Annotated in this window: 24 protein-coding genes and 1 tRNA gene; 7 read left to right on the top strand and 18 right to left on the bottom strand. The window is 63.0% G+C overall.

What is annotated here, in order from left to right:
- Nucleotides 1–73: 73 nt before the first annotated feature.
- The 4 genes from K1X12_RS10585 to K1X12_RS10570 all read right to left on the bottom strand — a co-directional run bounded on the left by K1X12_RS10585 (nt 74) and on the right by K1X12_RS10570 (nt 2,045).
- Entirely contained in the window at nt 74–460 is a 387-nt protein-coding gene (locus K1X12_RS10585; RefSeq protein ID WP_220987563.1) for an MAPEG family protein, read from the bottom strand.
- Nucleotides 461–560: 100 nt separating this feature from the next.
- Nucleotides 561–836, bottom strand: coding sequence for a hypothetical protein (locus K1X12_RS10580; RefSeq protein WP_220987562.1), 276 nt, complete (start codon nt 834–836; stop codon nt 561–563).
- Nucleotides 837–956: 120 nt separating this feature from the next.
- A complete protein-coding gene (locus K1X12_RS10575) occupies nt 957–1,271 on the bottom strand; it encodes a hypothetical protein (protein ID WP_220987561.1) in 315 nt (104 codons plus the stop codon).
- A 60-nt stretch (nt 1,272–1,331) separates the two neighbouring features.
- Nucleotides 1,332–2,045: a fused DSP-PTPase phosphatase/NAD kinase-like protein gene (locus K1X12_RS10570; protein WP_220987560.1), complete on the bottom strand. Its 714-nt coding sequence runs from the start codon at nt 2,043–2,045 to the stop codon at nt 1,332–1,334.
- A 186-nt stretch (nt 2,046–2,231) separates the two neighbouring features.
- Between K1X12_RS10570 and K1X12_RS10565 the strand changes: the two genes are divergently transcribed.
- Genes K1X12_RS10565 through K1X12_RS10555 form a run of 3 tightly spaced genes read left to right on the top strand, consistent with a single transcriptional unit; the run spans nt 2,232 to nt 3,523 of the window.
- On the top strand, nt 2,232–2,606 hold the full coding sequence (locus tag K1X12_RS10565; RefSeq protein WP_225908104.1) for a DUF6249 domain-containing protein: 375 nt from the start codon (nt 2,232–2,234) through the stop codon (nt 2,604–2,606).
- A 31-nt stretch (nt 2,607–2,637) separates the two neighbouring features.
- Nucleotides 2,638–3,162 (top strand): RNA polymerase sigma factor, encoded by a 525-nt coding sequence (locus tag K1X12_RS10560; RefSeq protein WP_220987558.1) that lies wholly within the window; start codon nt 2,638–2,640, stop codon nt 3,160–3,162.
- 13 nt (nt 3,163–3,175) lie between these two features.
- Nucleotides 3,176–3,523: a hypothetical protein gene (locus K1X12_RS10555; RefSeq protein WP_220987557.1), complete on the top strand. Its 348-nt coding sequence runs from the start codon at nt 3,176–3,178 to the stop codon at nt 3,521–3,523.
- Nucleotides 3,524–3,625: 102 nt separating this feature from the next.
- Here the strand turns inward: K1X12_RS10555 and K1X12_RS10550 are convergent, their stop codons facing one another.
- From K1X12_RS10550 to K1X12_RS10505, 10 genes are all read right to left on the bottom strand, one after another.
- Nucleotides 3,626–4,237 carry a hypothetical protein gene (locus K1X12_RS10550; RefSeq protein ID WP_220987556.1) on the bottom strand — a complete coding sequence of 204 codons (612 nt, stop codon included), beginning with the start codon at nt 4,235–4,237 and terminating at the stop codon, nt 3,626–3,628.
- Between the two features lie 128 nt (nt 4,238–4,365).
- On the bottom strand, nt 4,366–4,941 hold the full coding sequence (locus tag K1X12_RS10545) for a Maf family protein (RefSeq protein WP_220987555.1): 576 nt from the start codon (nt 4,939–4,941) through the stop codon (nt 4,366–4,368).
- Between the two features lie 6 nt (nt 4,942–4,947).
- Complete coding sequence (gene infA / locus K1X12_RS10540) at nt 4,948–5,166, bottom strand: translation initiation factor IF-1 (RefSeq protein ID WP_220987554.1); 219 nt, start codon at nt 5,164–5,166, stop codon at nt 4,948–4,950.
- 159 nt (nt 5,167–5,325) lie between these two features.
- Complete coding sequence (locus tag K1X12_RS10535) at nt 5,326–5,814, bottom strand: UPF0262 family protein (protein ID WP_220987553.1); 489 nt, start codon at nt 5,812–5,814, stop codon at nt 5,326–5,328.
- 3 nt (nt 5,815–5,817) lie between these two features.
- Nucleotides 5,818–7,116 (bottom strand): histidinol dehydrogenase, encoded by a 1,299-nt coding sequence (gene hisD / locus K1X12_RS10530; RefSeq protein WP_220987552.1) that lies wholly within the window; start codon nt 7,114–7,116, stop codon nt 5,818–5,820.
- A gap of 141 nt (nt 7,117–7,257) precedes the next feature.
- The gene (locus K1X12_RS10525) at nt 7,258–7,950 is read right to left on the bottom strand and encodes an LrgB family protein (protein ID WP_220987551.1); all 693 of its coding nucleotides are present in this window, start codon (nt 7,948–7,950) and stop codon (nt 7,258–7,260) included.
- Complete coding sequence (locus tag K1X12_RS10520) at nt 7,947–8,315, bottom strand: CidA/LrgA family protein (RefSeq protein WP_220987550.1); 369 nt, start codon at nt 8,313–8,315, stop codon at nt 7,947–7,949. The genes K1X12_RS10525 and K1X12_RS10520 overlap by 4 nt, the downstream gene beginning before the upstream one ends.
- A gap of 196 nt (nt 8,316–8,511) precedes the next feature.
- The gene (locus K1X12_RS10515; RefSeq protein WP_220987549.1) at nt 8,512–8,967 is read right to left on the bottom strand and encodes a DUF2948 family protein; all 456 of its coding nucleotides are present in this window, start codon (nt 8,965–8,967) and stop codon (nt 8,512–8,514) included.
- Between the two features lie 222 nt (nt 8,968–9,189).
- Nucleotides 9,190–10,470 (bottom strand): UDP-N-acetylglucosamine 1-carboxyvinyltransferase, encoded by a 1,281-nt coding sequence (gene murA / locus K1X12_RS10510; protein WP_220987548.1) that lies wholly within the window; start codon nt 10,468–10,470, stop codon nt 9,190–9,192.
- 122 nt (nt 10,471–10,592) lie between these two features.
- Nucleotides 10,593–10,739, bottom strand: coding sequence for a hypothetical protein (locus K1X12_RS10505; protein WP_220988934.1), 147 nt, complete (start codon nt 10,737–10,739; stop codon nt 10,593–10,595).
- A gap of 68 nt (nt 10,740–10,807) precedes the next feature.
- Here K1X12_RS10505 and K1X12_RS10500 point away from each other — a divergent pair.
- Nucleotides 10,808–10,882: transfer RNA gene (locus K1X12_RS10500), tRNA-Thr, on the top strand.
- A 48-nt stretch (nt 10,883–10,930) separates the two neighbouring features.
- On the opposite strand, the gene K1X12_RS10495 is transcribed toward K1X12_RS10500, so the two are convergent.
- Nucleotides 10,931–12,250: an APC family permease gene (locus tag K1X12_RS10495; protein WP_220987547.1), complete on the bottom strand. Its 1,320-nt coding sequence runs from the start codon at nt 12,248–12,250 to the stop codon at nt 10,931–10,933.
- Nucleotides 12,251–12,371: 121 nt separating this feature from the next.
- On the bottom strand, nt 12,372–15,362 hold the full coding sequence (locus K1X12_RS10490; RefSeq protein WP_220987546.1) for a TonB-dependent receptor domain-containing protein: 2,991 nt from the start codon (nt 15,360–15,362) through the stop codon (nt 12,372–12,374).
- Nucleotides 15,363–15,670: 308 nt separating this feature from the next.
- Between K1X12_RS10490 and K1X12_RS10485 the strand changes: the two genes are divergently transcribed.
- On the top strand, nt 15,671–17,692 hold the full coding sequence (locus K1X12_RS10485) for an alpha/beta hydrolase family protein (protein WP_220987545.1): 2,022 nt from the start codon (nt 15,671–15,673) through the stop codon (nt 17,690–17,692).
- A 54-nt stretch (nt 17,693–17,746) separates the two neighbouring features.
- On the opposite strand, the gene glpK is transcribed toward K1X12_RS10485, so the two are convergent.
- On the bottom strand, nt 17,747–19,228 hold the full coding sequence (glpK, locus tag K1X12_RS10480; RefSeq protein ID WP_220987544.1) for a glycerol kinase GlpK: 1,482 nt from the start codon (nt 19,226–19,228) through the stop codon (nt 17,747–17,749).
- A 27-nt stretch (nt 19,229–19,255) separates the two neighbouring features.
- Nucleotides 19,256–20,740 (bottom strand): amidase family protein, encoded by a 1,485-nt coding sequence (locus K1X12_RS10475; RefSeq protein WP_225907941.1) that lies wholly within the window; start codon nt 20,738–20,740, stop codon nt 19,256–19,258.
- A gap of 147 nt (nt 20,741–20,887) precedes the next feature.
- Here K1X12_RS10475 and K1X12_RS10470 point away from each other — a divergent pair, with 147 nt between their 5' ends.
- Entirely contained in the window at nt 20,888–21,100 is a 213-nt protein-coding gene (locus tag K1X12_RS10470; RefSeq protein WP_220987543.1) for a ParD-like family protein, read from the top strand.
- Entirely contained in the window at nt 21,097–21,888 is a 792-nt protein-coding gene (map, locus tag K1X12_RS10465; RefSeq protein WP_220987542.1) for a type I methionyl aminopeptidase, read from the top strand. The genes K1X12_RS10470 and map overlap by 4 nt, the downstream gene beginning before the upstream one ends.
- The last annotated feature ends 171 nt before the right edge of the window (nt 21,889–22,059 follow it).

Raw genomic sequence — 22,059 nt, 5'->3', positions numbered from 1 at the left:
TGCCACCCAAACAGTGCCTTATTGCGTACGGGCTGTGTCAGACCGTGTGTTTTTGAGGCATTTGCGCGCCAGATCAGGTCAAAGCGAACCAGAACAGGGCCACAGCGGCGCCGAGCATGCCCAGCCAGGTGAGCACCATGCCGAAGGCGCGTGAGGCCATGATATTGCCCGAGAGGCCAAACCCGTGAAGCACCCGCCCAAGGGTGAACACCCCGCCGATGGCATGGATGGCCCAAAGCGGCGCGGCGAGGCTGGCGACCACGAACAGGCCCAGCATGGTGACCGGGATGTATTCGGACGCATTGCCATGGGCGCGGACGCGCTGCTCGAGCTGGGCGTCGCCGCCCGTGCCGAGGGAGACCTGCGCCGACCGGCGGCGGCCAACCACCCGGAAGGACAGCCAGAACAGGATAAGGATGTTCACGCCGATATAGACGGCAGCAGTCGCGATGGGGGTCATTGCCCGGTTTCCTCCTGATTTTTCTTATAAAAATGCCGCCAGGTGGCGTGCACCTGACGGCATATGATCTGAGTCTGGCCCTGTTTGACCAGAGGCCACGTTACATATCGCGGCGCGCGTCCGGCAGGCGGTCGTTGATGTCGTCCCGGATGTCCAGCAGCGTCACGATCAGGCCGCAGATCAGGCTGGCAGCAACCCAGCCACCAAACGCGAAGACGGCAAAGTCTGCCAGCTGCGACAGCGTTCCGGTCAGGCCAAGCAATTCGCCCGTAAACTGGCCCTTCTGGTAGATACCAAGAGCAATCCCCGCGACGATGATGGCGATATAGGCCACATAGATCATCGTGCGGAAGCTGTTGATAATAATGAACTTCATGGGCATCCCCTTCCTTGTTCGGTCCCAATCCCGCTGATCGCATTCTTGCGCCAGCTGTTCCAGCACCTGCACTTTTGGACGGAGCTTAAATCTCCGCAAGCCTGCAGGCACACCTTATCGCTACTCCCCGCCCTCTCCGGTCAGAGAACAGGCAAACATATCGCCGAGCACCGCCGAAAACGACATCTGCTCGTCCACCGTCAGTTCGCCGACGAAAGACATCATGTCCTTCTTCTCCCGGCCAACCGCGTCGGCAGTCTTGGTGAAGAGCTCTTTGGAGAGGTTCTTCTGCATCGCGTCGGCAATGCAACTGCAGGTGACCTCCGTTTCGCCATTGGCGACACAGGACTCCACCAGCACCTGATGATCACTCGGCCCGCGTGCGCAGGCGGACAGCGCCAGAATGGCGAACGCAACCAGACTCCCCGCTTTCATGCGGCAACACTCCTCGACCCTTGGGCGTTGTGCTGGCACGAATCCCAGCCGCTGAAAAGGCTATTCCCGGCGCAGGATCTGGTCGAGCTGGGGCCCCTTGCCCAGTTTGGCGAGGAATTCCGCCTTCACGGCGGCGCGGTCGTAATCCTGCTGGACCCAGTCCAGGAAGGGTTTCCATTCCTCGCGCGGGCGCCCGGCATTGAAGCTGGCATAAGCCTCGAAGAAGGCGTCCAGCACCCCGGTCTTGCCGTGGCGGATGTGAAGATAGCGCCCGGAAAGCTGCTCAACAGCCTCCTCGAAGGGCACCTTCTCGCGCAGCAACTTGTAGAGGACCGCCATGATGCCGGCCCGGTCCGCGCCCGATTTGCAGTGCATCAGGGCCGGATACTGGATGCGCTCGAAGAGGTCGCGCGCGCCCAGCACCTTCTCCACAGTCGGCGCCTCACGGGAGAACATCTGGTAGTCCACCAGCTCGATCCCGGCCTGCTCGCAGGCTTCCTTCTCCAGAAGGTAAAACCCCTTGGTAGTGGGGCCGCGCAGGTTGATGATCGTCTTGATGCCGCGTTCTTTGGCGTGGGCGAGCACCTGTTTGGGCGAAGGCTGGTTTGCCCGCCACATCTCCGGGGAGATCTGGTGCAGGTTCGAGAACCACACCCGCAGGAAGCCATGATCGCCCAGATAAAGCTCGCGCCGGGCGCGGGCGCGCCCTTCCGGCGTCGCCAGATCAGGCGCAACATGGCGCTTACGCATGCTTTTGGGGGTAATCTTGACCATCTCTTCCCGCGCTTAGGACGCGCCGCGCCCTGGGGCAAGAGATAGGGTCCATCCGGAGGGACTGAAGATTTTTTCGCAGGCCTGCATCCATACCGCCACCTGGCGGCATCTTACGGACAGAAACGCAGGCAAGACCGCTTGCGCAGACACAAGAACACCCCCGCCAAAGGAGTAACCAGCTTGAACATGGAAAGCATCGTCGTCCCCACTGTCCTCTTCCTCTCGCCTGCGCTGATCGTATGGATCGTGAGCTTCTTCAACGCCCGCAAGCGCAACACCGTTCACGAGACGCTGCGCCTGGCCATCGACAAGGGGCAGGAGCTCTCTCCGGAGATGATGGAGAAAATGTCTCTCCTGACCGACCCGGTGCGCGCCGACCTTCGCCGCGGCGTCCTGTTCCTGGCCTTCGGCGCCGCCTTCGCAGTTCTGGCCGGCCTGATCGGCGCAGAAGAAACCGACGCTGTCGGCCCGATGCTCGGCGTTGCCTGCTTCCCGATCTTCATCGGCATCGCTTACATCGGCCTGTGGGCATTTGGCCGTGACAAAACCGCAGCTGAGTAATCTCAGGCTTGTGGTCTCTGGAGGGCGGGACATGCGCTCAGATCCTGATCTCGCCCACGCGGCGGCCAAAGGCAGCGAAACAGCCTTCGCTGAACTTGTCCGCCGCCACCAGGCAAGGGTGCGCGGCATGGCCCGCCGCCTCACCGGCTCGGAAGCCCAGGGCGACGACATTGCCCAGATGACCTTCCTGGCCGCCTGGCAGAAGATTGCCACCTATGCCGGCGGCACCTTCAGCGCCTGGATATGCACCATCTGCTGGCGGGAGTTCCTGCAATGGCGCCGCCGCCAGAAGATGGAGATAGAATTCGACGAGACGGCGGAGATCATCCCCTTCGACCGCTCGGCGAGCGAGACCGAAACGAAGATGGACCTGGCACGGGCACTCGACAGCCTGACCGAAGCCCAAAGGGTCTGCGTTGTGCTCTGCGTCGCCGCAGGGCTCAGCCACCGCGAAGCGGCCGAAGCCACCGGTTGGCCGCTTGGCACAGTGAAATCGCATGTTCTGCGAGGCGTCGCTCAGATGCGATCGTGCCTTGCAAATGCCGATGTGGCATAAAGGAGTGATGACGATGCGTGACGAAGAAAACTATGGCGATCTCGCCCGGCTGTTTGCCGCCGAGGACACCGCGCTGGAGGCCCAGCCTTTCACCGACGGCGTCATGAAGCGCGTGCGCCGTGAACGCGCGGTCCGCCGGCTTACGGTTGGCAGCTTCGGCTTCCTGGGCGCGGTGATTGCCGTGCTGCAATTGCCCCAGCTGCTCTCTGCCTTTGTCGGCGTGGACCATACGGTGACCACCGCCCTGACCGAAGCGCAGGTGGAGCTGACCACGGCCGCCGCCAGCAACCCGATCTGGCTGGCCATCATTGCCGGCGCAGCCCTGACGATGGCGGCTGTGTCGCTGACGGAACGCGCCTAAAAAACGCGCCTGAGGCGATAACGCCCGGCGAAGCGAGGAAACGCCCATAAGAAAGGCCGGCTCCGAGGAGCCGGCCTTTTTTGTTCCGCATTGATCGGGTGATCAGTATTCAGACTCATCTTCAACAGTGGCCGGATTATCATTCGCGAGCGGATCGGCCTCCATCGTGTTCTCGGCCTGAGGCTCGGCGTGGATGCCGGCGTCAATGTCGCCCTGGCCTTCCGGCACATAGAGGCCGTCAACGCTGGAGCCTTCCGAAACCCAGACATCGACGCGGGAGTCCATGCTGGCGATCTCGGTGCCGACCGTGTTCACCTTGGCGAGCATCACGGCGTTGAGGTCATCCGTCGAATACTCTTCCGGAAGCTCGGCTTCCGCGACTTCCGCGTCCAGCGAGCCTTCTTCCGGCGCCATTTCAGCGGTCACCATCGGCTCGGAATTGTCCATGGCGGTTTCTTCGGTGGTCACGTCCACTTCGGTTTCCGATTCAGCGACCATGCCGGCATCCGGCGACGGCATCTGATTCTCGGTCATCGTCGGCTCAGCGGGGAGAACGTCCGTCTCCGGCTGAATCCTGTCGTCCTGGTCCAGCGTCTGTTCAACTTGCGGCTCGAGCGGGATCGAGTCGGGCGCGGCCGGATCAATGGTGGATTGGGCAAGAGCAGGCGCTGCCATAAGGGCAACGGCGGCGCAGCTGGCGAGAAGCGTTTTCATCACGGGCTCCATCAACAAGAGCGGGATTGCTCATATGCTGAAGTAAATTCCGCGGGGCCTGGATGGTTCCGGAATTTTCGGATTAATCCGCAGACAGGCTTGCGGCCAGAATGGGGCGAAGGCCCGCTTCAGCCCCGGTAGCCGAGCCCTTCGAGCAGGGATTTCGTCTCGTAAAGCGGCAGGCCGACGATACTGGTATAGCTGCCATTGATGGCGGTGACGAAGGCGCCGGCAGCGCCCTGGATGCCATAGCCGCCCGCCTTGCCCTTCCAGTCGCCGCCGGCGACATAGGCGGCGATTTCAGCCTCTGTGAGGCGTTTGAACTTCACCCGCGCCAGAACCGTGCGCGAGGCAACCTGGCCGCTGGGCGCGCGCACAGCGACGCCTGTGATGCATTGATGCGCCCGGCCCGACAGCAGGCGGAGAAACTCGGCAGCTTCCGCCTCATCCGCAGCTTTTTCGAGATTGCGCTGGCCAAGGGCGACAACCGTATCGGCGGCGAGGACATAAGCCCCCTCGCCCGCGCAGGCAGCCGCCTTCTCCCGCGCCAGACGCAGGGCCAGCTCGCGCGGAGATTCGTCCTTGCGGCGGGTTTCGTCGATGTCTGTGGGGGAGACCCGATCCGGCACAATGCCGATCTGGGCCAGGAGTTCGAGACGCCGGGGGCTCGCGCTCGCGAGAATGAGCGGTGCCTTACCCGGCATGGCGATTTACTTGAAACGGTAGGTGATGCGGCCCTTGGTCAGGTCGTAGGGCGTCATCTCGACCATCACCTTGTCACCGGTGAGCACGCGGATGCGGTTCTTGCGCATCTTGCCAGCCGTGTGGGCGATGATTTCATGGTTGTTTTCGAGTTTTACGCGAAAGGTCGCGTTCGGCAGGAGTTCGACTACCGTGCCTTCAAATTCAATCAGCTCTTCTTTTGACATGCCCTCTCCAGGTCTGAGGCTGCGGCTTGGCCGCTTTTTCCACGCATCACTAGCCGCGCGCCTTACAGCTTTCAGCAGATTCCGGCAAGCGGCGAGGTCATTTGGGGTTCAGGAAGCTGGTTTCAACCCGCGCAAGGGCGGGGGATCGCCTGCTGGCCCTCATGTTCCCGGCGCGCGGGTCTGGCCGGCATGCAGGGCGCAGATGAGGGTGAAGAGACGGCGGGCGGTGGGGAAGTCCACGTCGATCTTGCCTTCCAGGCGCTCTTTGAGAAGCTCGGAGCCCTCATTGTGGATGCCGCGCCGGGCCATATCGATGGCTTCGATCTGGTAGGACGTCGAAGTGCGGATCGCTTCGTAATAGCTGTCACAGATGTTGAAATAGTCCCGGATCACGCCCCGGAAGGGCGAGAGCGACAGGATGAAGGTGTGCACTTCTTCGCCCGACTCCGTGCGGATGGCGAAAATCAGGCGGCGCTCATGCTGGCTGAGGGCGAGCACATAGGGGCCGCGATCCTCGCCCGGCAGGCCGAAACTGTTTTCCTCGATCAGGTCGAAGATGGCGACGCGGCGCTCATGCTCCGCATCCGGACCGGAGGCGCCGAGCGTTTCCTCGTCGATATGGACGGCAACGAGCCGGTTCGCGCCCATCGGTCAGCCGCCCTGGTTCGTTCGTATGGAGACGGAGCGGCCATGCGCTGGCAGGCGCTCGGCCTCGGCAAGGCGCAGCGCGGCGGGCGCAAGCGCGGCCAGGCCGCCGGGGCCGGCGCGCTGGATGCTCATGCGCTTCAGGAAGTCATAGAGACCAAGGCCGGAGGAGAACCGCGCCGCCCGGCTGGTGGGCAGGACGTGGTTTGACCCGGTGACGTAATCCCCCAGCGCCTCGGGCGTGTGGTGGCCGAGGAAGACCGCGCCGGCATGGCGGATCATCGGCAGCATCGCGTCCGGGTCCTCGATGCACAGCTCGACATGTTCAGCAGCGATGATATTGGCGGCGCGGGCAGCGGCCTCGGCATTGGGCGCGCTGATGATGGCGCCGTGAGCCAGCCAGGATTCGCGCGCCCGCTCGCCGGTGGGCAGCGTGGCGAGCTGGTTATCCACAGCCTTCTCCACAGCCGCGCCAAGGGCGGCGTCCAGCGTGATGAGGATCGACTGGCTGGACGGATCATGCTCGGCCTGGCTGAGCAAATCAGCGGCGACCCATTCGGGATTGGCCGTCGCATCCGCAATCACGAGGATTTCGGAGGGGCCGGCGATGGTGTCGATGCCGACCTTGCCGAACACCTGGCGCTTGGCCTCGGCGACGAAGGCATTGCCGGGGCCGACGATCTTATCCACAGGGGCGATCGGGCCAGCGCCATAAGCGAGCGCGGCAACCGCCTGCGCCCCGCCGATGGGGTAGAATTCGGTGACGCCCGCCTTGCGCGCGGCATAGGCCACGGCAGGGGCAAGTTCGCCGCCCGGCGCCGGGGCGACCATGACAATGCGCTCCACGCCCGCGATGACCGCCGGCACGATGTTCATCAGCACCGAGGACGGATAGCTCGCCCGCCCGCCCGGCACATAGACGCCGACCGAGTCCAGCGCTGTCCAGCGCCAGCCAAGCTCGACACCGGCTGCATCGGTGAAGCGGTGATCCGCCGGGCGCTGGGCGGTGTGGTAGGCGGCGATACGGTCGTGCGCAAAGTCGATCGCCTCGCGCAGGTCTGCCGGGCAGTCTGCAGCGATCAGGTCGAGGTCCACATTGTCCGACTGCAGCGTCGAGGGATCGAGCTGCAGGCGGTCGAATTTCGCGGTGTTGTCCGCCACGGCGGCGCCGCCGCGTGCACGCACATCGGCAATGATGCCGGCCACGACGCTGGCGACATCCTCGCCCTGCCCGCGGTCTTCTTCCAGGAAACGGCGCAGCGTCTCCTCGAAACCGGGCTCAGATGCATTCAGATGACGGGCCATGCGGGGCTTTCTGCGGGACTTTCAAACCCCGCTACATGGACCGCAGATTCCCCTATGGCAAGACAGCCAGCAGGCATTTTGGGCCGCCTATGCCCCCTGCGAACCGGCGCTGGCAGTCTGAAGGCGGCATCGGGCCGCAGCTCAGAACAGAAGGGACAGGGCCGAGAGCAGGATCGAGGTGGCGATGGCGTTGAGCGCCATGCCGAGGCTGGCGAAAGTGCCCGCTGAAACGCTGGTCTGGAAGGCGCGGGCCGCGCCGATGCCGTGCGATGTGATGCCGACGGCGAAACCGCGCGCCTGATAGTCGTCGATCTTCATGAAGTTGAAGAGCGGCCGGCCCGACATCGCGCCAAGCAGGCCGGAGAAGAGCGTCGCCACCGCCGCCAACGCCGGGATGCCACCCAGCATTGCGGTCAGCTCCATGGCGACAGGCGTCGTCGTCGCCCGCGGCGCCACGGAGGCCAGCAGCTCCGGCGGGGCGCCGAACAGCCACATCAGGCCGACGACACTGACAAAGGCGGTGACCGCGCCTGCCAGAAGCGCCACGACGATCGGCACGGCAAGGCGCCGGATGATCGCCCGCCGGTCCCAGATGGGCACCGCGAGGCCGACCACCGCCGGGCCGAACATGAAGGTCAGCAGCATCGTGGCGTCGTAATAGGTTTTATAGTCCGTATGCGTCGCCAGCAGGATGGCGATCAGCAGCGGCGTGGACCAGAGCACGGGATTGAGCAGCGGATGGCGCCCGAAGCGGCGGGACACCGTGTCGATGCCCTCGAACACGACCAGCGTGACCGCCAGCCAGAAGATCCAGGTGGTGAGCAGCTGGCTCATGCGCCGCTTCCCCCGTGCTTCTCATCCTTCACGAAGCGCATGGCCCAGCGGAACACCAGCACCGTGACGATCATGGTGAGGAAGGTGGAGACGGTGACGGCGACGAGCAGCCCGGCGCCGTACTGTTTCAGGATCTCGCCCTGATCGATGAGGCCGACCGCCGAGGGCACAAACATGATGGCCAGGTGCGCTGCCAGCCACGCGCTGACCGCTTCAAGGCCGGGGCGCTCCTTCCGGTACAGCGCCAGCCAGCCGATCAGCAGCAGCATACCGATCACCGGCGCGGGCAACGGCACCCCGGCAACCCGGTGAATGATCTCGCCCGCCAGCTGGCAGGACAGCAAAAGAGCAATGGCGCCAAGCATGGGAGGATGTGTCCGGCAGGAAAGGCCCCTTCCTAGACCGGCGGCCCGCCGGAGGAAACCGTCTTGCGCGGCAGCGGATGTGGTGGGGCGCCCGCTCTATCCTTCGACTTCGCTCAGGATGAGCTTCTCCGGCACCGCGTTTAAGAGCTCATCCTGAGCGAAGTCGAAGGATGCGCGGGAGAGGCTTCTCGCCAGCTCAGCGCTTGCGGCGCTCGTGGCTGGGGGCGTTGCGGGTGGGCCAGACGTAATCGCTGTCGAGCAGGGTCGCGTCGAGCGCTTCGACGGTCAGTTCCAGCTCGCCATCGCCTGCAAACAGCAGCGTGACCTTGCCGCCCGGCGGCTCAGCGTCCGGCGCGAACTCGATATTGAGCAGCGACAGGATCAATTCCGGATCTGCCTTGGTGATGCCGCGCGTCTTGACCGCCATAACGCCGTCAAAGCCGAGGATCGCGCGCACGCGCTCGCCCGGCTGGCCCTTGCGAGTCGGCGCGGTTTCCCAGCGATAGCGGTTCAGCTCGAGCGTGAACCGGCGCTGCTTCTGTTCGTATTTCAGGTTCCCCGCCTTCACGACCGAATCCTGCACCGCCGCCGCGATGATTTTCAGGTCTTCAGCTTCTTCCGTGAAGAGGCGGAGGGATTTAAGTTCGGTCATGCTGTGCCCCCAGCGGACGGTTTGGCCTTGAGGCGTTGAATGCCGTATTCGGCGCGCAACCTCAACGGAAAGATGTGGGATAATTTGCAGCCCCTTCTCCCTTGGGAGAAGGGGTTGGGGATGAGGGATCATAACACCTCAACGAACCGGTTTGCTCAGACGTGGCTCCCCCTCACCCCTGCCCCTCTCCCAAGGGAGAGGGGTTCAGGCATGGGCCGACCCCTACTCCTCATCCTCCGAGCGGCGGGTGATCTTCGCGCCGCAATTGCCGAGTTTTTCTTCCAGGCGCTCGAAGCCCCGGTCGAGGTGGTAGATGCGGGCGACGGTAGTTTCGCCTTCGGCGGCGAGGCCGGCGATGACCAGCGACACCGAGGCGCGCAGGTCGGTCGCCATCACGGGCGCGCCGGTGAGGTGTTTCACGCCCTTCACCACAGCTTCCTGCCCGCGCACCGTAATGTCGGCGCCAAGGCGGGAGAGTTCCGGGGCGTGCATGAAGCGGTTCTCGAAGATCGTTTCACGGATGATGCTGGTGCCTTCGGCGGTACACATCAGCGCCATGAACTGGGCCTGCAGGTCGGTCGGAAAGCCGGGGTGAGGCTGGGTCGACAGGCTGACGGCTTTGAGCGGCGTGCCATTGCGGCGGATGCGGATGGTGCCGGCGGCTTCGTCGGCGTCGATGGTGACGCCGGCTTCACGCAGCTTGGCGATCATCGCGCCAAGGGCAGCAACCGGGGCGCCGTCCAGCGTTACGTCCCCGCCCGCTGCGGCGGCGGCCATCGCGTAGGTGCCCGCTTCGATCCGGTCCGGCATCACCGGATAGCTGATGCCGCCGAGCTTCTCGACGCCCTTGATGCGGATGACAGACGTGCCCGCGCCGGAAACCTGCGCGCCCATCTGGTTGAGGCAGTTGGCGAGGTCTTCGATCTCGGGCTCGCGCGCGGCGTTTTCCAGGATGGTTTCGCCTTTGGCCAGCGTGGCGGCGAGCATGGTGTGCTCGGTCGCGCCGACCGAAACCGTGGAGAAGTTGATGTGGGCGCCCTTGAGGCCGTGGATGGCCGCGGCCTTCACATAGCCCTGCTCCACGCGCAGGTCTGCGCCCATGGCTTCCAGTGCCTTCAGGTGCAGGTCCACCGGGCGGGCGCCGATGGCGCAGCCACCGGGCAGCGACACCGTGGCGTGGCCCGACCGGGCAACCAGCGGCCCCAGCACGTTGAAGCTCGCCCGCATCTTCCGCACCTGGTCATAAGGCGCGATGGTGGACTTCAGCTCCGCCGCATTGAGGTGGCAGGTGGAGGAGCCCTTGGGCCAGTAGACCTCCACGCCGAGCGTTTCCAGCAACTGCGCGAGAAAGCGCGTGTCGGCCAGATTCGGCATGTTGGTGAACTCGATCGGCTGATCCGTCAGGAGACAGGCGACCATGAGCTTCAGCGCCGAGTTTTTGGCGCCGGAGACGGGAATGCGGCCACTGAGGGGGGTGCCGCCGATGATGTGAAGACGATCCATGCGCGGCAGATATACCGTGCTTCGCGGCTTTGTAAGGGCCGGATTGTGAAGGGAAATGCGAAATTATTCGCCAATCCGGGCAAGTTCCGGCCCAGCCACGCCTAGCAGAAGAGGGATCGGCTTCAGCCGTCCTTCGTCCCGCCGCCGGGCGGCGCAGAGCCCGATTCCTTGCGGGCAGCGGCCTTGCGGCGGCGCAAATTCGCCCTCAGCGCCTCTGCCCGGCGGGCGGCGCGCTCATCCTGTTCAGTCTTCTTGTGATTGTCTGTCATATTCAGCGGCAAAATGGTCTTTTCATATCGGCAGGCTTACGCTAAAGCCCCCGAACCCAACCGGCAATGCCGCCTTAGCTCAGGGGTAGAGCGCGTCATTGGTAATGACGAGGTCGACAGTTCAAATCTGTCAGGTGGCACCACCCTTCTCCCATAAAATCAGAATGTCCCGCCGGTTCAGGGCGCCGCATTCAGGGCGACTCAGGTCCCGCGACCCAGAGGGCGATTCCGCCGGCCGCCAGAATGCCGAGGCCGAAGAACGCCCCGCCCTGCACATAGAGAATCGCCGAAACCAGCATCGCCCCGCTCGACAGGATAAAGAGCAGCGGCAGCGCGGGGTATAGCGGCACGCGGAATGGCCGGGGCGCGTCCGGCGCCGTCGCGCGCAGGCGCAGCAGCGCCGCGCCGCTGGCGATCAGGAAGATCCAGTAGACGGGCGCGGTATAGTCCACCAGCGTCTCAAAGCCTTTATAGGCCGCGCCAAAGCCCACCAGCGCCAGCGAGACGGCGCCCTGCGCGAGGATCGCGTTGCGCGGGCTGCGCGTCGTCTCGTTCCACCGGCCGATCCATTTGAGCGAGGGCAGCCGCGCGGTGCCGGCATAGGTGGTGCGGGCGCCCGCGATGATGGTGGTGTTCACCGAGGTCGCCGCCGCCGCCACGACCGTCAGCGCCAGCACGACGCCTGCCGACGGGCCAAAGGCGCGCGCCATCAGGTCTGCCGCCGGCGCGGAGGACTGGCTGAGCCCTTCCAGCCCCAGCCCGCGCAGCATTGCCCAGGCGACCAGCAGGTAAAGCGCCGTGATGATGGCGATGGAGGCAATCAGCGCGCGCACCATGCCGCGCTCGCCATCTTTCACTTCGGCTGAAAGTGTCGCCGACTCGGTCCACCCGCCATAGGCCAGCAGCACGAAGACGAGGCCATAGCCGATGCCGCCAAGGCTGGGCGACGCCGCCTCGCCCGGCGCGAGCGGCGGGGCGCCCTGCATCGCCAGCTTCACTCCGGCCCCCACCAGGAAAAGAAGCCCGATCAGCAGCCCCACCACCAACCCGCTATCGCTCGCCTCGCCCGCCGGGCGCAGCTTGATCGCCGTCAGCAGCGCAACGCTTGCGAAGGCATAGATCGCCGGGCCATGCGGGCCGAGGCTGATCACGCGGTTCATATAGTCGCCAATGACAAAGCCGAGCAGCGCAATCGCCCCGGTATTGATCACCGCAAAGCGCGCCCACGCAAAGAGAAAGGCGAACCGGCGCCCCCAGGCGCGCTCCAGGAAATGATAATCCCCGCCCGGATGGGCGAAGGCAGCGGCCAGCTCCGAATAGCAAAGCGCCCCCATCAGCGAGATCGCCCCGCCGACCAGCCACAAGAGGTAAACCATCCCCTCCGACCCGGCATTGGCCGCCACCAGCGCCGGTGACTTGAATATCCCCGCCCCCACAACCATCGCAATCGTAACGACGATCACATAACGTGTCGTCAGCCCACGAACGGGATTGGCAGCGGTTTGGGTCACACGGCATCCCCGGAAACTTCTACGCCCCACGCATACACATTCGCCACGCTCCCGAAAGCCCAAAGAAAAAGGGCGGACCAGATGGCCCGCCCTTCCCCAATATCTAGTCTCTGATCAGGGATCAGAAGGACTTCGAGACGCTCACGAAGCCGCGGCGGCCACGAACATCATAAGCCGTGCCGTTGAGCGGCGTGTTACCGGCGCTCGTAGTCACGATGTCAGAAACTTGCGGCGGTGCTTCGTCGAAGATGTTGTTCACACCTGCGGCGAAGGTCCAGGAGTCACCCTGCCAGCGAACGGAAGCGCCGTGATACCAAACGGCTTCTGTGCTGGTGGTGTAGAGGCCCGGAAGACCGAAGTAGTTCTGCGGCTCGTTGTAGTCTGCAGCGTAGTAACGGTTGTCGTCCTGACGGCCGACGAAGTCCGTGAACCACGTGTAGGTCCAATCGCCACGATCCAGACGGATCGATGCGTCGCCAACGATGCTCGGGAAGCCGATGGTTCCGTTGAAGTCGTTGTTGGAAATACCAGCGTTGAAGCCCGAACCGAAGACGTTGATGTAACGCTCCAGCGACCAGTTAACCGAGCCGTCGACTGTCATCGTACCGAAGTTGAATTCCTTCTGGTAACGAACTTCGAGGTCAAGACCGCGCTGCGCCTGAGAATCGATGTTCACGGTCGGAGCCATGATGTTGTCGATTTTGAACGTAGTCGGGTTGCGCTCGAACAGATCGCAGTAGTCGTTCGGATAGCTGGAACCAGCGTAGCAGCTGGCAACGATCTGACGGCCACCGAGGCTGGTGATCTGGTCGTTGATTTCGATCTCGTAGTAATCGAGAGCGATGTTCAGATCTGCGCCGGTCGGCGTCAGGATCAGACCAACAGTGAACGTGTCGCCGGTTTCCGGTTTCAGGTCGGTACCACCACCATTGGTGATGACGGTCGCCGAGCTGTTACCAGCGCCGGAATAGGTCGCCGGAATACCGAGCGATGCACAGTTCGTGCGCAGGGTATCGTTGGTGCTGGAACCCCAGTCGATACAGGGGTCGATCGAGGTCTGACCAAGGAAGCCCGTCTGATCCTTCAGGAACAGTTCGAACAGAGCAGGCGCACGGTAGGACGTGCCGTAGCTGCTACGAGCGCGCAGGATCGGGTTGATCTGCCAGTTGAGGCCGGCCTTGTAGATCGAATCCGAACCACCGACGTCATAGTCGAAGCCACGGATAGAAGCCGAAAGCTCGACATCTTCAGCAAACGGTTTGCCTTTGAGCAGCGGAACGCTGAATTCTGCAAAGACTTCGGTCACACTGTTGCTGCCAACCGTCGGACCAGCCGTGGTCGAACCCCAGACGTCGCCATTGCGAGAGAACTCGCTCGGTTGGTCGTCGATGCTGAATTCGCGGTACTCGGCGCCGAGGCCGATGCCCAGCGGGCCAGCAGGCAGTTCGAACAGCTCACCAGCCACGACGGCCGTGAAAGTGGTCTGTTCGTAGATGGTTTTGCCGGTGTGGTAGTCGCCGATAGCAGCAACCAGATCCGCGACTTTCGAACCGTCCAGGATGCCCGGATCGAAGAAGTCGATGGTCGGGGGCCCAACAGTGTTCGGAACGCCATCGCCGTCGGTGTCTGCGACGCCGTCATAGTTCCAGTCGCCGGAAAGCGAGGTGCGGATCAGGTTGCCCGAATACGTACCTTCGCCGCGCGAGTAAGAACCGTCCAGTTTCCAGGACCAGTCGTCCAGCATGCCGGGAGCGAAGCCGCCGGAAAGCGAAGAGCTGACATAATAGTAGTCGATGTCGATCGAGCTCTGGGTCGGGAACGGAGCGACGAGCTGTGCCAGACCACCAACAGAGTTCACATAACCCGGATCGTCGATGTAGCTATAGGCAGGGTTGTTGCCTGCAGCGTTTTGCGCAGAGCCGATGATCGGGAAGAACTGGCGCCATCCCTCAACATCCGTTTTACGGTTGCTGTAGAGCACTTCAGAATCCCAAGAGATTCCGCCAAGTTCAACTGCAGAGGTCGCAAACAGCGAGAGGTTTTCGTTGCTCGGGAAGAAGTCACGGTTTCCAAGGAACGCTGCGTCAGTGATGTCTTCGTAGTAACGCGAGCCGTCCGGCAGAACACCGGTGCCGACGCGGGGGCGGTAGCCGGGAATATAAACGCCGTAAGCGGTCGGAGCAGAAATGCCATCAGGCGTCGGGACAAGACGTTGGCCCGAGAAAGCATCGATAACCGTGTTGAAATACAGGTTATAGCAGGTCGCGTTCGGGTCGTTGATATCCGGCGAGGTAGCCGAATGGTTCAAACGATCGATGAGCTTGCCGGTGACCGGGTCGCGAACGTAGTCGCGCGGGCAGTTCAGGTAGTCACGCTGGCTGATGTCCAGCTCTTCGTCCATCCGGTACTCAGCCGAGAAGGTGAAGTCCGCGAAGTCGCCGAGCTCAAAGCCCCATGCACCGGAAACGCTGTACTGCTCGCCGCCGCTCTCAAACGGCTGGGAGATACGGGCGTTCAGCTCGAGCTTGTCGACAGTGTCACGCGTGATGATGTTGACCACGCCGCAAACTGCGTCCGAACCGTAGATGGTCGATGCGCCGTCTTTGAGGATCTCAACGCGCTGGATGATCGACTGCGGAACAACGTTCAGGTCGAGTGCAGCGATCGCACCGCGGGTACCCGAAGGACCAGGGCGCTTGCCGTCGACCAGGACGAGCGTACGGGTGTCACCGCAACCACGAAGGTCAACAGTTTGAGCACCGACACCGCCGTTGGTGACGAAGTTCTGGAACGTGTTGTTCAGCTGCGTCGAACCAGCGGCCAGCGACGAGCTTTGCAGCAGCGCAGCCGTGTCGACCAAGCCTTCCAACGTTGCCACTTCAGCCGTGATCACCTGGATTGGCGATGCCGAAGCAAACTCATCACGTGCAATCAGCGAGCCCGTGACCACGATTTTTTCCTGACGCGCTTCGCCTTCGGAAGACGGCGTCTCGGAAACAACCTCTACGACATCAGCCTCATCGGCCTCCTGAGCGTAACCGGCACCGGAGAACAGGAGCGCGCTAACAGCAACGCTACCGAACACCGACCGGTGAAACTGTCTCATTTTCATTTAAGGATTTACCCCTCGAACCAAGTTTTTCCACCTGAACAATATGCCCGCAACAACGAGCAATTCCGGCGCAAAACACCGGAACCTCCGACTAGGTTTGACCGGCCACCACACTCCTGACAAGCTTTGGTGACAAAAAATTCATAAGGTGGCGAGTTTCACCAGACCACTGTGCCTTTTGAGCCACAAATTGCCCAAAATTGCGGCTCAATCAGAAAATCAGTTACGCGATACCATGCTCTGCGAGCCTTGACCTGCCTCGCGCGGCTGGAAATATTGCCGATGATTAATTCAGGAGGAATCCCCTAATGTTGAAACGCGCAATCGCGGCGAGCACACTCGTACTGCTCGCCGCGCCCTTCGCGGCAGTGGCGGAGCCATTGAAAGTCGAAGATTTCTCGCGCTACCCGAATGTTTCGAGCCTTTCGATGTCGCTCGAAGGTGACATGCTGGTCGGCGTCGTGGCGGACCCTTCGAAAAATGGCGAAGCGCTCGCCGCAGCTTACTGGGATCTCTCAGGCAATATCGACACCACGAAACCCCTCGTTCCTTCGAACATCACGCCGTCCAGCGGCAAAACGATCTTCTATGGCGCGACGGCGCTGAAGGACAAAAAATCCCTCTGGTTCACGGTTCAGCCATATATCGGCGCCCTCATGGGTTGCGGCGAAGGCAAGGAAACCGGCTCGACCAAAAAATACCTCGAAAAAGTGTATATGGGGAATGAGCGTATCAAGAAGATCGACGATCTTCCTGATGGGCGCGCCGAAGTCGGCGCCAGCAAGACGCTTCTGCGCTGCTATGAACTGGTTGGAAATACGAACATCGCCTCGCTGCTCCCGCTGGATCCGTCCAAGGTCGTCCTGACGCGAACGTCAACGAAGAACGGAACCAGCTACTTCGAGCACGACCTGTCCAATGGCCGGGAAAAGTTTCTCTACAAAGCCAATCCCACGCAGCAGATTGTCATCAGCTCGCGTACCGGCATGCCAGTTGCGAGGATGGAACTGGAATTCGAAAGCGGCGCCTGGAAATCTTACATCAGCCTTCCGGTGCCCGGCACGGACAAGTTCGCCCGCGAAGATGGCCTCACGACAGAAATCTCCAACCGCTACACGATGGATCTGGTCGGCCAGCAAAACGGTACGAACAGTTATTTCATCGCGACCGACAAGTTCTCGGATAAAGTTGCGATCTATTTGTATGATGCGACGACGGACAAGTTCAGCGACCAGCCTGTGTTTGCCCACCCGGAGTTTGATGCCAGCAGCGTCATCTTCTCTTCCCGCGCGAAAGATTTCGGAGAAGTTCTCGGTTTCCGCTACCAGGGACCAGTCTCCGAAGTTTACTGGGTCGATGCTGAAATGAAGTCCATTCAGGACGGCCTCGATCTTGCGTTTCCGGGCAAGAATGTCTCGCTGATTGACTACACTGCTGATCGCAATCGCGTTCTCTTCAGTGTCAGCGCGGGTAACATGCCCCCATCGTACTTCCTGCTGATGGACAAGACCAAGGTCGCAGTCATCGGCTCCGAACGTCCCTGGATTGATACGAATGATCTCGGCGAAGTGAAATTCGATTACTATACCGCCCGCGACGGCCTTGAGATCCCGGCATTCATCACCTACCCGGCAGGCTGGAAAGAAGGCGACAAGGCCCGCGGCGCGATCATCGTTCCACACGGCGGCCCTTGGGCTCGCGACTCCAGTGGCTTCGACGCCTCTGGTTGGATGCAGTATTTCGCCAGCCGCGGTTACATCGTGATGCAGCCGCAATACCGCGGCAGCGCAGGTTGGGGCCGCAAACTCTGGCTCGCCGGCGACGGTGAATGGGGCCAGAAGATGCAGGACGACAAGGATGATGGCGCTGCCTGGCTTGTTTCGCAAGGCTATGTGGATGCCGACAAGATTGCCATCCACGGCTACTCCTATGGCGGCTTTGCAGCCTTCGCGGCATCGGTACGTCCGAACAGCCCGTATCAGTGCGCCATTGCCGGCGCTGGCGTTGCCAACCTGACCAAGCTCGGAAACACCTGGGGCGAAAACCGCATCCAGCGGATCGTTCAGGGCAATACGGTTAAGGGCATGGACCCGATGCAGAACACGGACAAGATCAACATTCCGATCCTGATCTATCACGGCGAGTATGACGTCCGTGTGCCGATCTTCCACAGCCGCGATTTCTACAATGCCATCAAGGACAAGGAACCCAAGAGCAAGTTCATCCCGCTCGACATGATGGGTCACCAGTCGCCGAAATGGCCTGCTGAGCAGAAAGGTCGCATTCTCGAAGAGGTCGAGACCTTCCTGCACACAGCTTGCAACATGTAATTGCGATGCCAATCGAGATAAAAAGGGCGGTCTTGCACCGCCCTTTTTTGCACCTCAGCTCAGTGTTCGGCCCAGCGCGGCCTGCCAGCCTTTGAGCAGCGCGGCGCGGGCGCCGGCTTCCATCTTCGGCTCGAAGCGTTTGCCGGGAACGTCGCGGGCGGCCCAGTCTTCCGGGCTTACCCAGCCGATCTGCATCGCCGCTGCGGCAGCGGCGCCGAGCGCGGTCATCTCGCGGTAGTCTGGCCGCAACACCGGCAGCGCGCAAACATCCGCCAGGAACTGCATCAGCCAGTCATTGGCCACCATGCCACCATCCACCCGCAGCTCCGCAATTGGCGCGCCATCGCCTGCGAACGCGGCGAGCAGATCATGCGTCTGATACGCCACCGACTCCAGCCCCGCGCGCACCAGATGTGCGGCGCTGGTTGCCCGTGTCAGCCCGGCAATCACGCCGCGCGCCTCTGCGTCCCAGTGCGGCGCGCCGAGCCCTGTAAAGGCAGGCACCATATAGACCCCGCCATTGTCCGGAAGGCTGGCGGCGGCCGCGGCGCTTTCATCCGCCTTCTGAATGAGTTTCAGATCGTCACGCAGCCATTTGATGACTGTGCCCGCATTGAAGATGGAGCCTTCCAGCGCCAGCGCGCCGCCGCCCGGCAGCTCGTAGCCGACTGTGCCCAGCAGGCGGTTCTCCGAGGCTGGCCGCTTCGCCCCGGTATTGGCCACCAGGAACGCGCCCGTGCCATAGGTGATCTTCGCCTGCCCCGGTTTGAGGCAGCCCTGCCCGACCAGCGCCGATTGCTGGTCTCCCAGGATTGAGCAGACCGGAATCGCCCGGCCAAAGAGAGAGGCATCCGCCTCGCCAAAATCCGCCGCGCTGGGCTTCACCTCGGGCAGCATCGAAACCGGGACGCCGATCATCGCCGCCATCGCCTCGCTCCAGCCGCCCTCGGCGCCAAGGCCCAGCCGGTAAAGCAGCGTGCGCGAGGCATTCGTCACGTCGGTCGCGTGCACCCTGCCGCCCGTCAGGCGCCACAGGAGGAAGCAATCGACTGTGCCGAAGGCCAACTCCCCGGCCTCGGCCCTTTCCCGCGCGCCCTTCACATTGCTCAGCACCCAGCCGATTTTCGTGCCGGAGAAATACGGGTCCAGCAGCAGGCCGGTTTCGGCCTGCACATCGCCCTCATAGCCCTTCCCCTTCAGCCCTTCGCAGACTGCCGCCGTGCGCCGGTCCTGCCAGATGATGGCGGGCGCAAGCGGCTTGCCGGTCTTGCGATCCCAGACAAGCGTCGTCTCGCGCTGGTTGGTGATGCCGATAGCGGCGATGCGCCCGGCGCCGCCCGCCTTGGCGATCGCCGTGCGGCAGACCGACAGCGTGCGCCGCCAGATCTCCTCGCCATCCTGCTCCACCCAGCCATCATGGGGGAACTGCAGCGCCACCTCTTCCTGCGCGATGGCCACCTCGCCAAACCCGCGATCATAAATGATCGCGCGCGTCGATGTGGTCCCTTCGTCGATGACGAGAATAAAGTCGCTCATATGGCCAGCCTTGTTGTCCGCTCTGGTCTAGACCGTCAGCCCCGCCGCTTCCAGCAGCGATGCAAAGTGCAGTGTCGTCCGGTCGCCATAGGGCGCGCCGATCAGCTGCACGCCGATAGGCAAGCCGCCGGCGCTGCGGGCAACGGGCGCCACGGTGGAGGGCAAACCGGCAAAGGTCGCGATGGCCGCCCAGGCGAGCTGCCCGCCATAGGGCAACGCCGCCCCGTCCACTTCCAGCGTGCGCTTGCTCCAATCCGGTTCTTCCTTGTGCGGAAAGGCCGGGGTGGAAAAGCTCGGCGAAATCAGGATGTCCGTCTCAGCAAAGAAGCGCGCCCAGGCCCGCGTCACAGAGAGCTGGTAATCCTGCAGCGCCATCCAGTCATGCGCAGTGATGGGCGCCGCATCGGGCCGCCCGCGCGATGTCACCGTATTCAGCATCCGGATATAGGCAGGCATCATCCCGGCAAGGTCGGGCATTCCTTCGGTGCCCTCGGTCACGCTGGCCCCGGCCGCCTTCAGCGCAGCAGATATCGCGTCCAGCGCCGCGCCCGTGTCCCGGTCCACCGGCACATCCGGCATCGCGCGGATCACCCGCACGCGGTATCCGCCGAGGCTGCCCTGCCGGGGCGCAGGCAGGGCCAGCTGGTAGCCGCTCCCGGCTTCCGGCCCGGCAATCACATCGAGGCAGGCCGCAAGGTCGGCCACATTCCGCGCCATGGGGCCAACCACAGCCAGCGGCGCATCCACACCGTCCGTCCCCGGAAACCCATGCCCCCGCGAGGGCACGATACCATAGGTCGGCTTGTGCCCGAACACGCCGCAGAAATGCGCCGGAATACGAATGGAGCCGCCAATATCCGAGCCGATTTCCAGCGGCACCATCCCGGTCGCCAGCGCAGCCGCCGCCCCGCCGGAAGAGCCGCCGGGCGAGCGGCCAGCGTCGAACGGGTTCACGGTGCGCCCGTAAACCGGGTTTTCCGCCTGCCAGTCGGCCAGCGCCACGGGTACATTCGTCTTTCCAAGGATAATCGCGCCCTGCGCTTTCAGGCGCTCGACCACCGCGCCGTCGTGCGCCACTTTCATGTCCTTGAACATTTCGAAGCCCCATGTGGAGGCCAGCCCCGCCACATCATTGGACTCCTTCACGGTCATCGGCACGCCCAGGAAGGGCCGCGCATCGCCCGCGCTCCGCGCCGCGTCGATTGCCTTCGCCGCGTCCCGCGCCCGGTCGAAATCGCGCACGACAACCGCGTTGACCCGCCCGTCCAGCGCTTCGATCCGCGCGATGGCCGCGTCCGTCGCCTCAAGGGCAGAAATCTGCCCCGCGCGAACCGCATTGCCGATTTCCAGCGCGCCCGCCGTCGACAGGTCGATTGAATCTGTTGCCGCCATAGTCGTCACTCCCCTGTTTGCCGCACCGGTCGCCGCGCAGCCGGCGAGCGCGTAGCCGGAAAACGCCGCGCCTCCCGCGAGCACGCTACGGCGCGACACGCCTTTGCCTTTGTTTGGCATTATGTTTCCTCCAGCGCGTCGAGGCGCCACGCGAAATGTAACAGGCGCTCTTTCTTCATGCGAGCTTTTCCGTGGCTGCGCCTTGCGCCTTGCCGCGACCATCCAAAATATATATGGACCATATACGTTCCGAATATGAGGCACCCTATGGGCATTGTGAACATTGATGACGACCTGCACGACGCCGTGCGCAAGGCGAGCGCGGTTACCTTCCGCTCGATCAATGCGCAGGCCGCCTGGTGGATCCGCATCGGCAAGCTGGCCGAGATGAACCCCACCCTTTCCTTCAACGAGATCATGCAGCGTGAACTCATCGCTGCCGGGGTCACGCCGGAGCCGCTCACGGCCAGCGCCGCATGATCAAATCCCCGGAAGAACTCGCGCTGATGGCCAGTTCCGGCCGCCTGCTCGCCTCCGTCTTCGGCCTGATCGACCGGATGGACCTGATCGGCATGAGCACGCTGGAGGTCAACGACCAGGTGGAGCGCTATATCCGGGGCGAGCTGAACGCCCGCCCGGCCAGCCTCGGCCAGTATGGCTTCGAATACGTCCTCAACTCATCCGTGAACGATGTTATCTGCCACGGCGTCCCGTCGTCGAAGGACATCCTGCGCGATGGGGATATCGTGAACTTCGACATTACGCTGGAAAAGAACGGCTATATCGCCGACTCCAGCAAGACCTATCTGGTCGGCACAGTCGCCGCCCCCGCCCGCCGCCTCGTGCGCACCACCTATGAAGCCATGTGGAAAGGCATCCGCGCCGTCCGCCCCGGCGCCACGCTGGGCGATATCGGCCACGCCATCGAGCGCCACGCCAAGGGCGCAGGCTACACGATCGTACGCGATTTCTGTGGCCATGGCATCGGGCGCGAAATGCACGAAGAGCCCTCCGTGCTCCACTTCGGCAAACGCGGCACAGGCCTGCGCCTGCGCCCCGGCATGACCTTCACCATCGAGCCGATGGTCAACGAAGGCAAACGCGGTTCGTACACAGAAGACGATGGCTGGACCGTCCGCACAGAGGATGGAAAACTCTCCGCCCAATTCGAGCATACGGTGGCGGTGACCGAAACCGGCGTAGACGTGCTGACGCTGAGGCCGGAAGAAGCCAGCATGGTGAAGGAAAACGCCCGTAGGGTGGGTTGAGCGAAGCGATACCCACCATCTTTGGGCCGAGGAAGTGGTGGGTATCGCTTCGCTCAACCCACCCTACAGTTTCCCCAACCCCACCCCTCGTCACACTCAGATGCGCTGCGCGCATCGAGTGTGACGAGGGGAGGGAAAAGTGTTGAAGAAAACGAAACCCCTCCCCCCGTC

It is taken from the genome of Hyphomonas sediminis, assembly GCF_019679475.1.
Taxonomy (GTDB): Bacteria; Pseudomonadota; Alphaproteobacteria; order Caulobacterales; family Hyphomonadaceae; genus Hyphomonas; species Hyphomonas sediminis.
The sequence above is the reverse complement of the archived record's forward strand: the minus strand, read 5'-3'. Positions and strand labels throughout refer to the sequence as shown.

Bases quoted from the DNA above. Each gene is read 5' to 3' on its own strand.
- K1X12_RS10585 (WP_220987563.1), bottom strand. From the start codon at position 460: ATGACCCCCATCGCGACTGCTGCCGTCTATATCGGCGTGAACATCCTT.
- K1X12_RS10580 (WP_220987562.1), bottom strand. From the start codon at position 836: ATGAAGTTCATTATTATCAACAGCTTCCGCACGATGATCTATGTGGCC.
- K1X12_RS10575 (WP_220987561.1), bottom strand. From the start codon at position 1,271: ATGAAAGCGGGGAGTCTGGTTGCGTTCGCCATTCTGGCGCTGTCCGCC.
- K1X12_RS10570 (WP_220987560.1), bottom strand. From the start codon at position 2,045: ATGGTCAAGATTACCCCCAAAAGCATGCGTAAGCGCCATGTTGCGCCT.
- K1X12_RS10565 (WP_225908104.1), top strand. From the start codon at position 2,232: ATGGAAAGCATCGTCGTCCCCACTGTCCTCTTCCTCTCGCCTGCGCTG.
- K1X12_RS10560 (WP_220987558.1), top strand. From the start codon at position 2,638: ATGCGCTCAGATCCTGATCTCGCCCACGCGGCGGCCAAAGGCAGCGAA.
- K1X12_RS10555 (WP_220987557.1), top strand. From the start codon at position 3,176: ATGCGTGACGAAGAAAACTATGGCGATCTCGCCCGGCTGTTTGCCGCC.
- K1X12_RS10550 (WP_220987556.1), bottom strand. From the start codon at position 4,237: ATGAAAACGCTTCTCGCCAGCTGCGCCGCCGTTGCCCTTATGGCAGCG.
- K1X12_RS10545 (WP_220987555.1), bottom strand. From the start codon at position 4,941: ATGCCGGGTAAGGCACCGCTCATTCTCGCGAGCGCGAGCCCCCGGCGT.
- infA (WP_220987554.1), bottom strand. From the start codon at position 5,166: ATGTCAAAAGAAGAGCTGATTGAATTTGAAGGCACGGTAGTCGAACTC.
- K1X12_RS10535 (WP_220987553.1), bottom strand. From the start codon at position 5,814: ATGGGCGCGAACCGGCTCGTTGCCGTCCATATCGACGAGGAAACGCTC.
- hisD (WP_220987552.1), bottom strand. From the start codon at position 7,116: ATGGCCCGTCATCTGAATGCATCTGAGCCCGGTTTCGAGGAGACGCTG.
- K1X12_RS10525 (WP_220987551.1), bottom strand. From the start codon at position 7,950: ATGAGCCAGCTGCTCACCACCTGGATCTTCTGGCTGGCGGTCACGCTG.
- K1X12_RS10520 (WP_220987550.1), bottom strand. From the start codon at position 8,315: ATGCTTGGCGCCATTGCTCTTTTGCTGTCCTGCCAGCTGGCGGGCGAG.
- K1X12_RS10515 (WP_220987549.1), bottom strand. From the start codon at position 8,967: ATGACCGAACTTAAATCCCTCCGCCTCTTCACGGAAGAAGCTGAAGAC.
- murA (WP_220987548.1), bottom strand. From the start codon at position 10,470: ATGGATCGTCTTCACATCATCGGCGGCACCCCCCTCAGTGGCCGCATT.
- K1X12_RS10505 (WP_220988934.1), bottom strand. From the start codon at position 10,739: ATGACAGACAATCACAAGAAGACTGAACAGGATGAGCGCGCCGCCCGC.
- K1X12_RS10490 (WP_220987546.1), bottom strand. From the start codon at position 15,362: ATGAAAATGAGACAGTTTCACCGGTCGGTGTTCGGTAGCGTTGCTGTT.
- K1X12_RS10485 (WP_220987545.1), top strand. From the start codon at position 15,671: ATGTTGAAACGCGCAATCGCGGCGAGCACACTCGTACTGCTCGCCGCG.
- glpK (WP_220987544.1), bottom strand. From the start codon at position 19,228: ATGAGCGACTTTATTCTCGTCATCGACGAAGGGACCACATCGACGCGC.
- K1X12_RS10475 (WP_225907941.1), bottom strand. From the start codon at position 20,740: ATGCCAAACAAAGGCAAAGGCGTGTCGCGCCGTAGCGTGCTCGCGGGA.
- K1X12_RS10470 (WP_220987543.1), top strand. From the start codon at position 20,888: ATGGGCATTGTGAACATTGATGACGACCTGCACGACGCCGTGCGCAAG.
- map (WP_220987542.1), top strand. From the start codon at position 21,097: ATGATCAAATCCCCGGAAGAACTCGCGCTGATGGCCAGTTCCGGCCGC.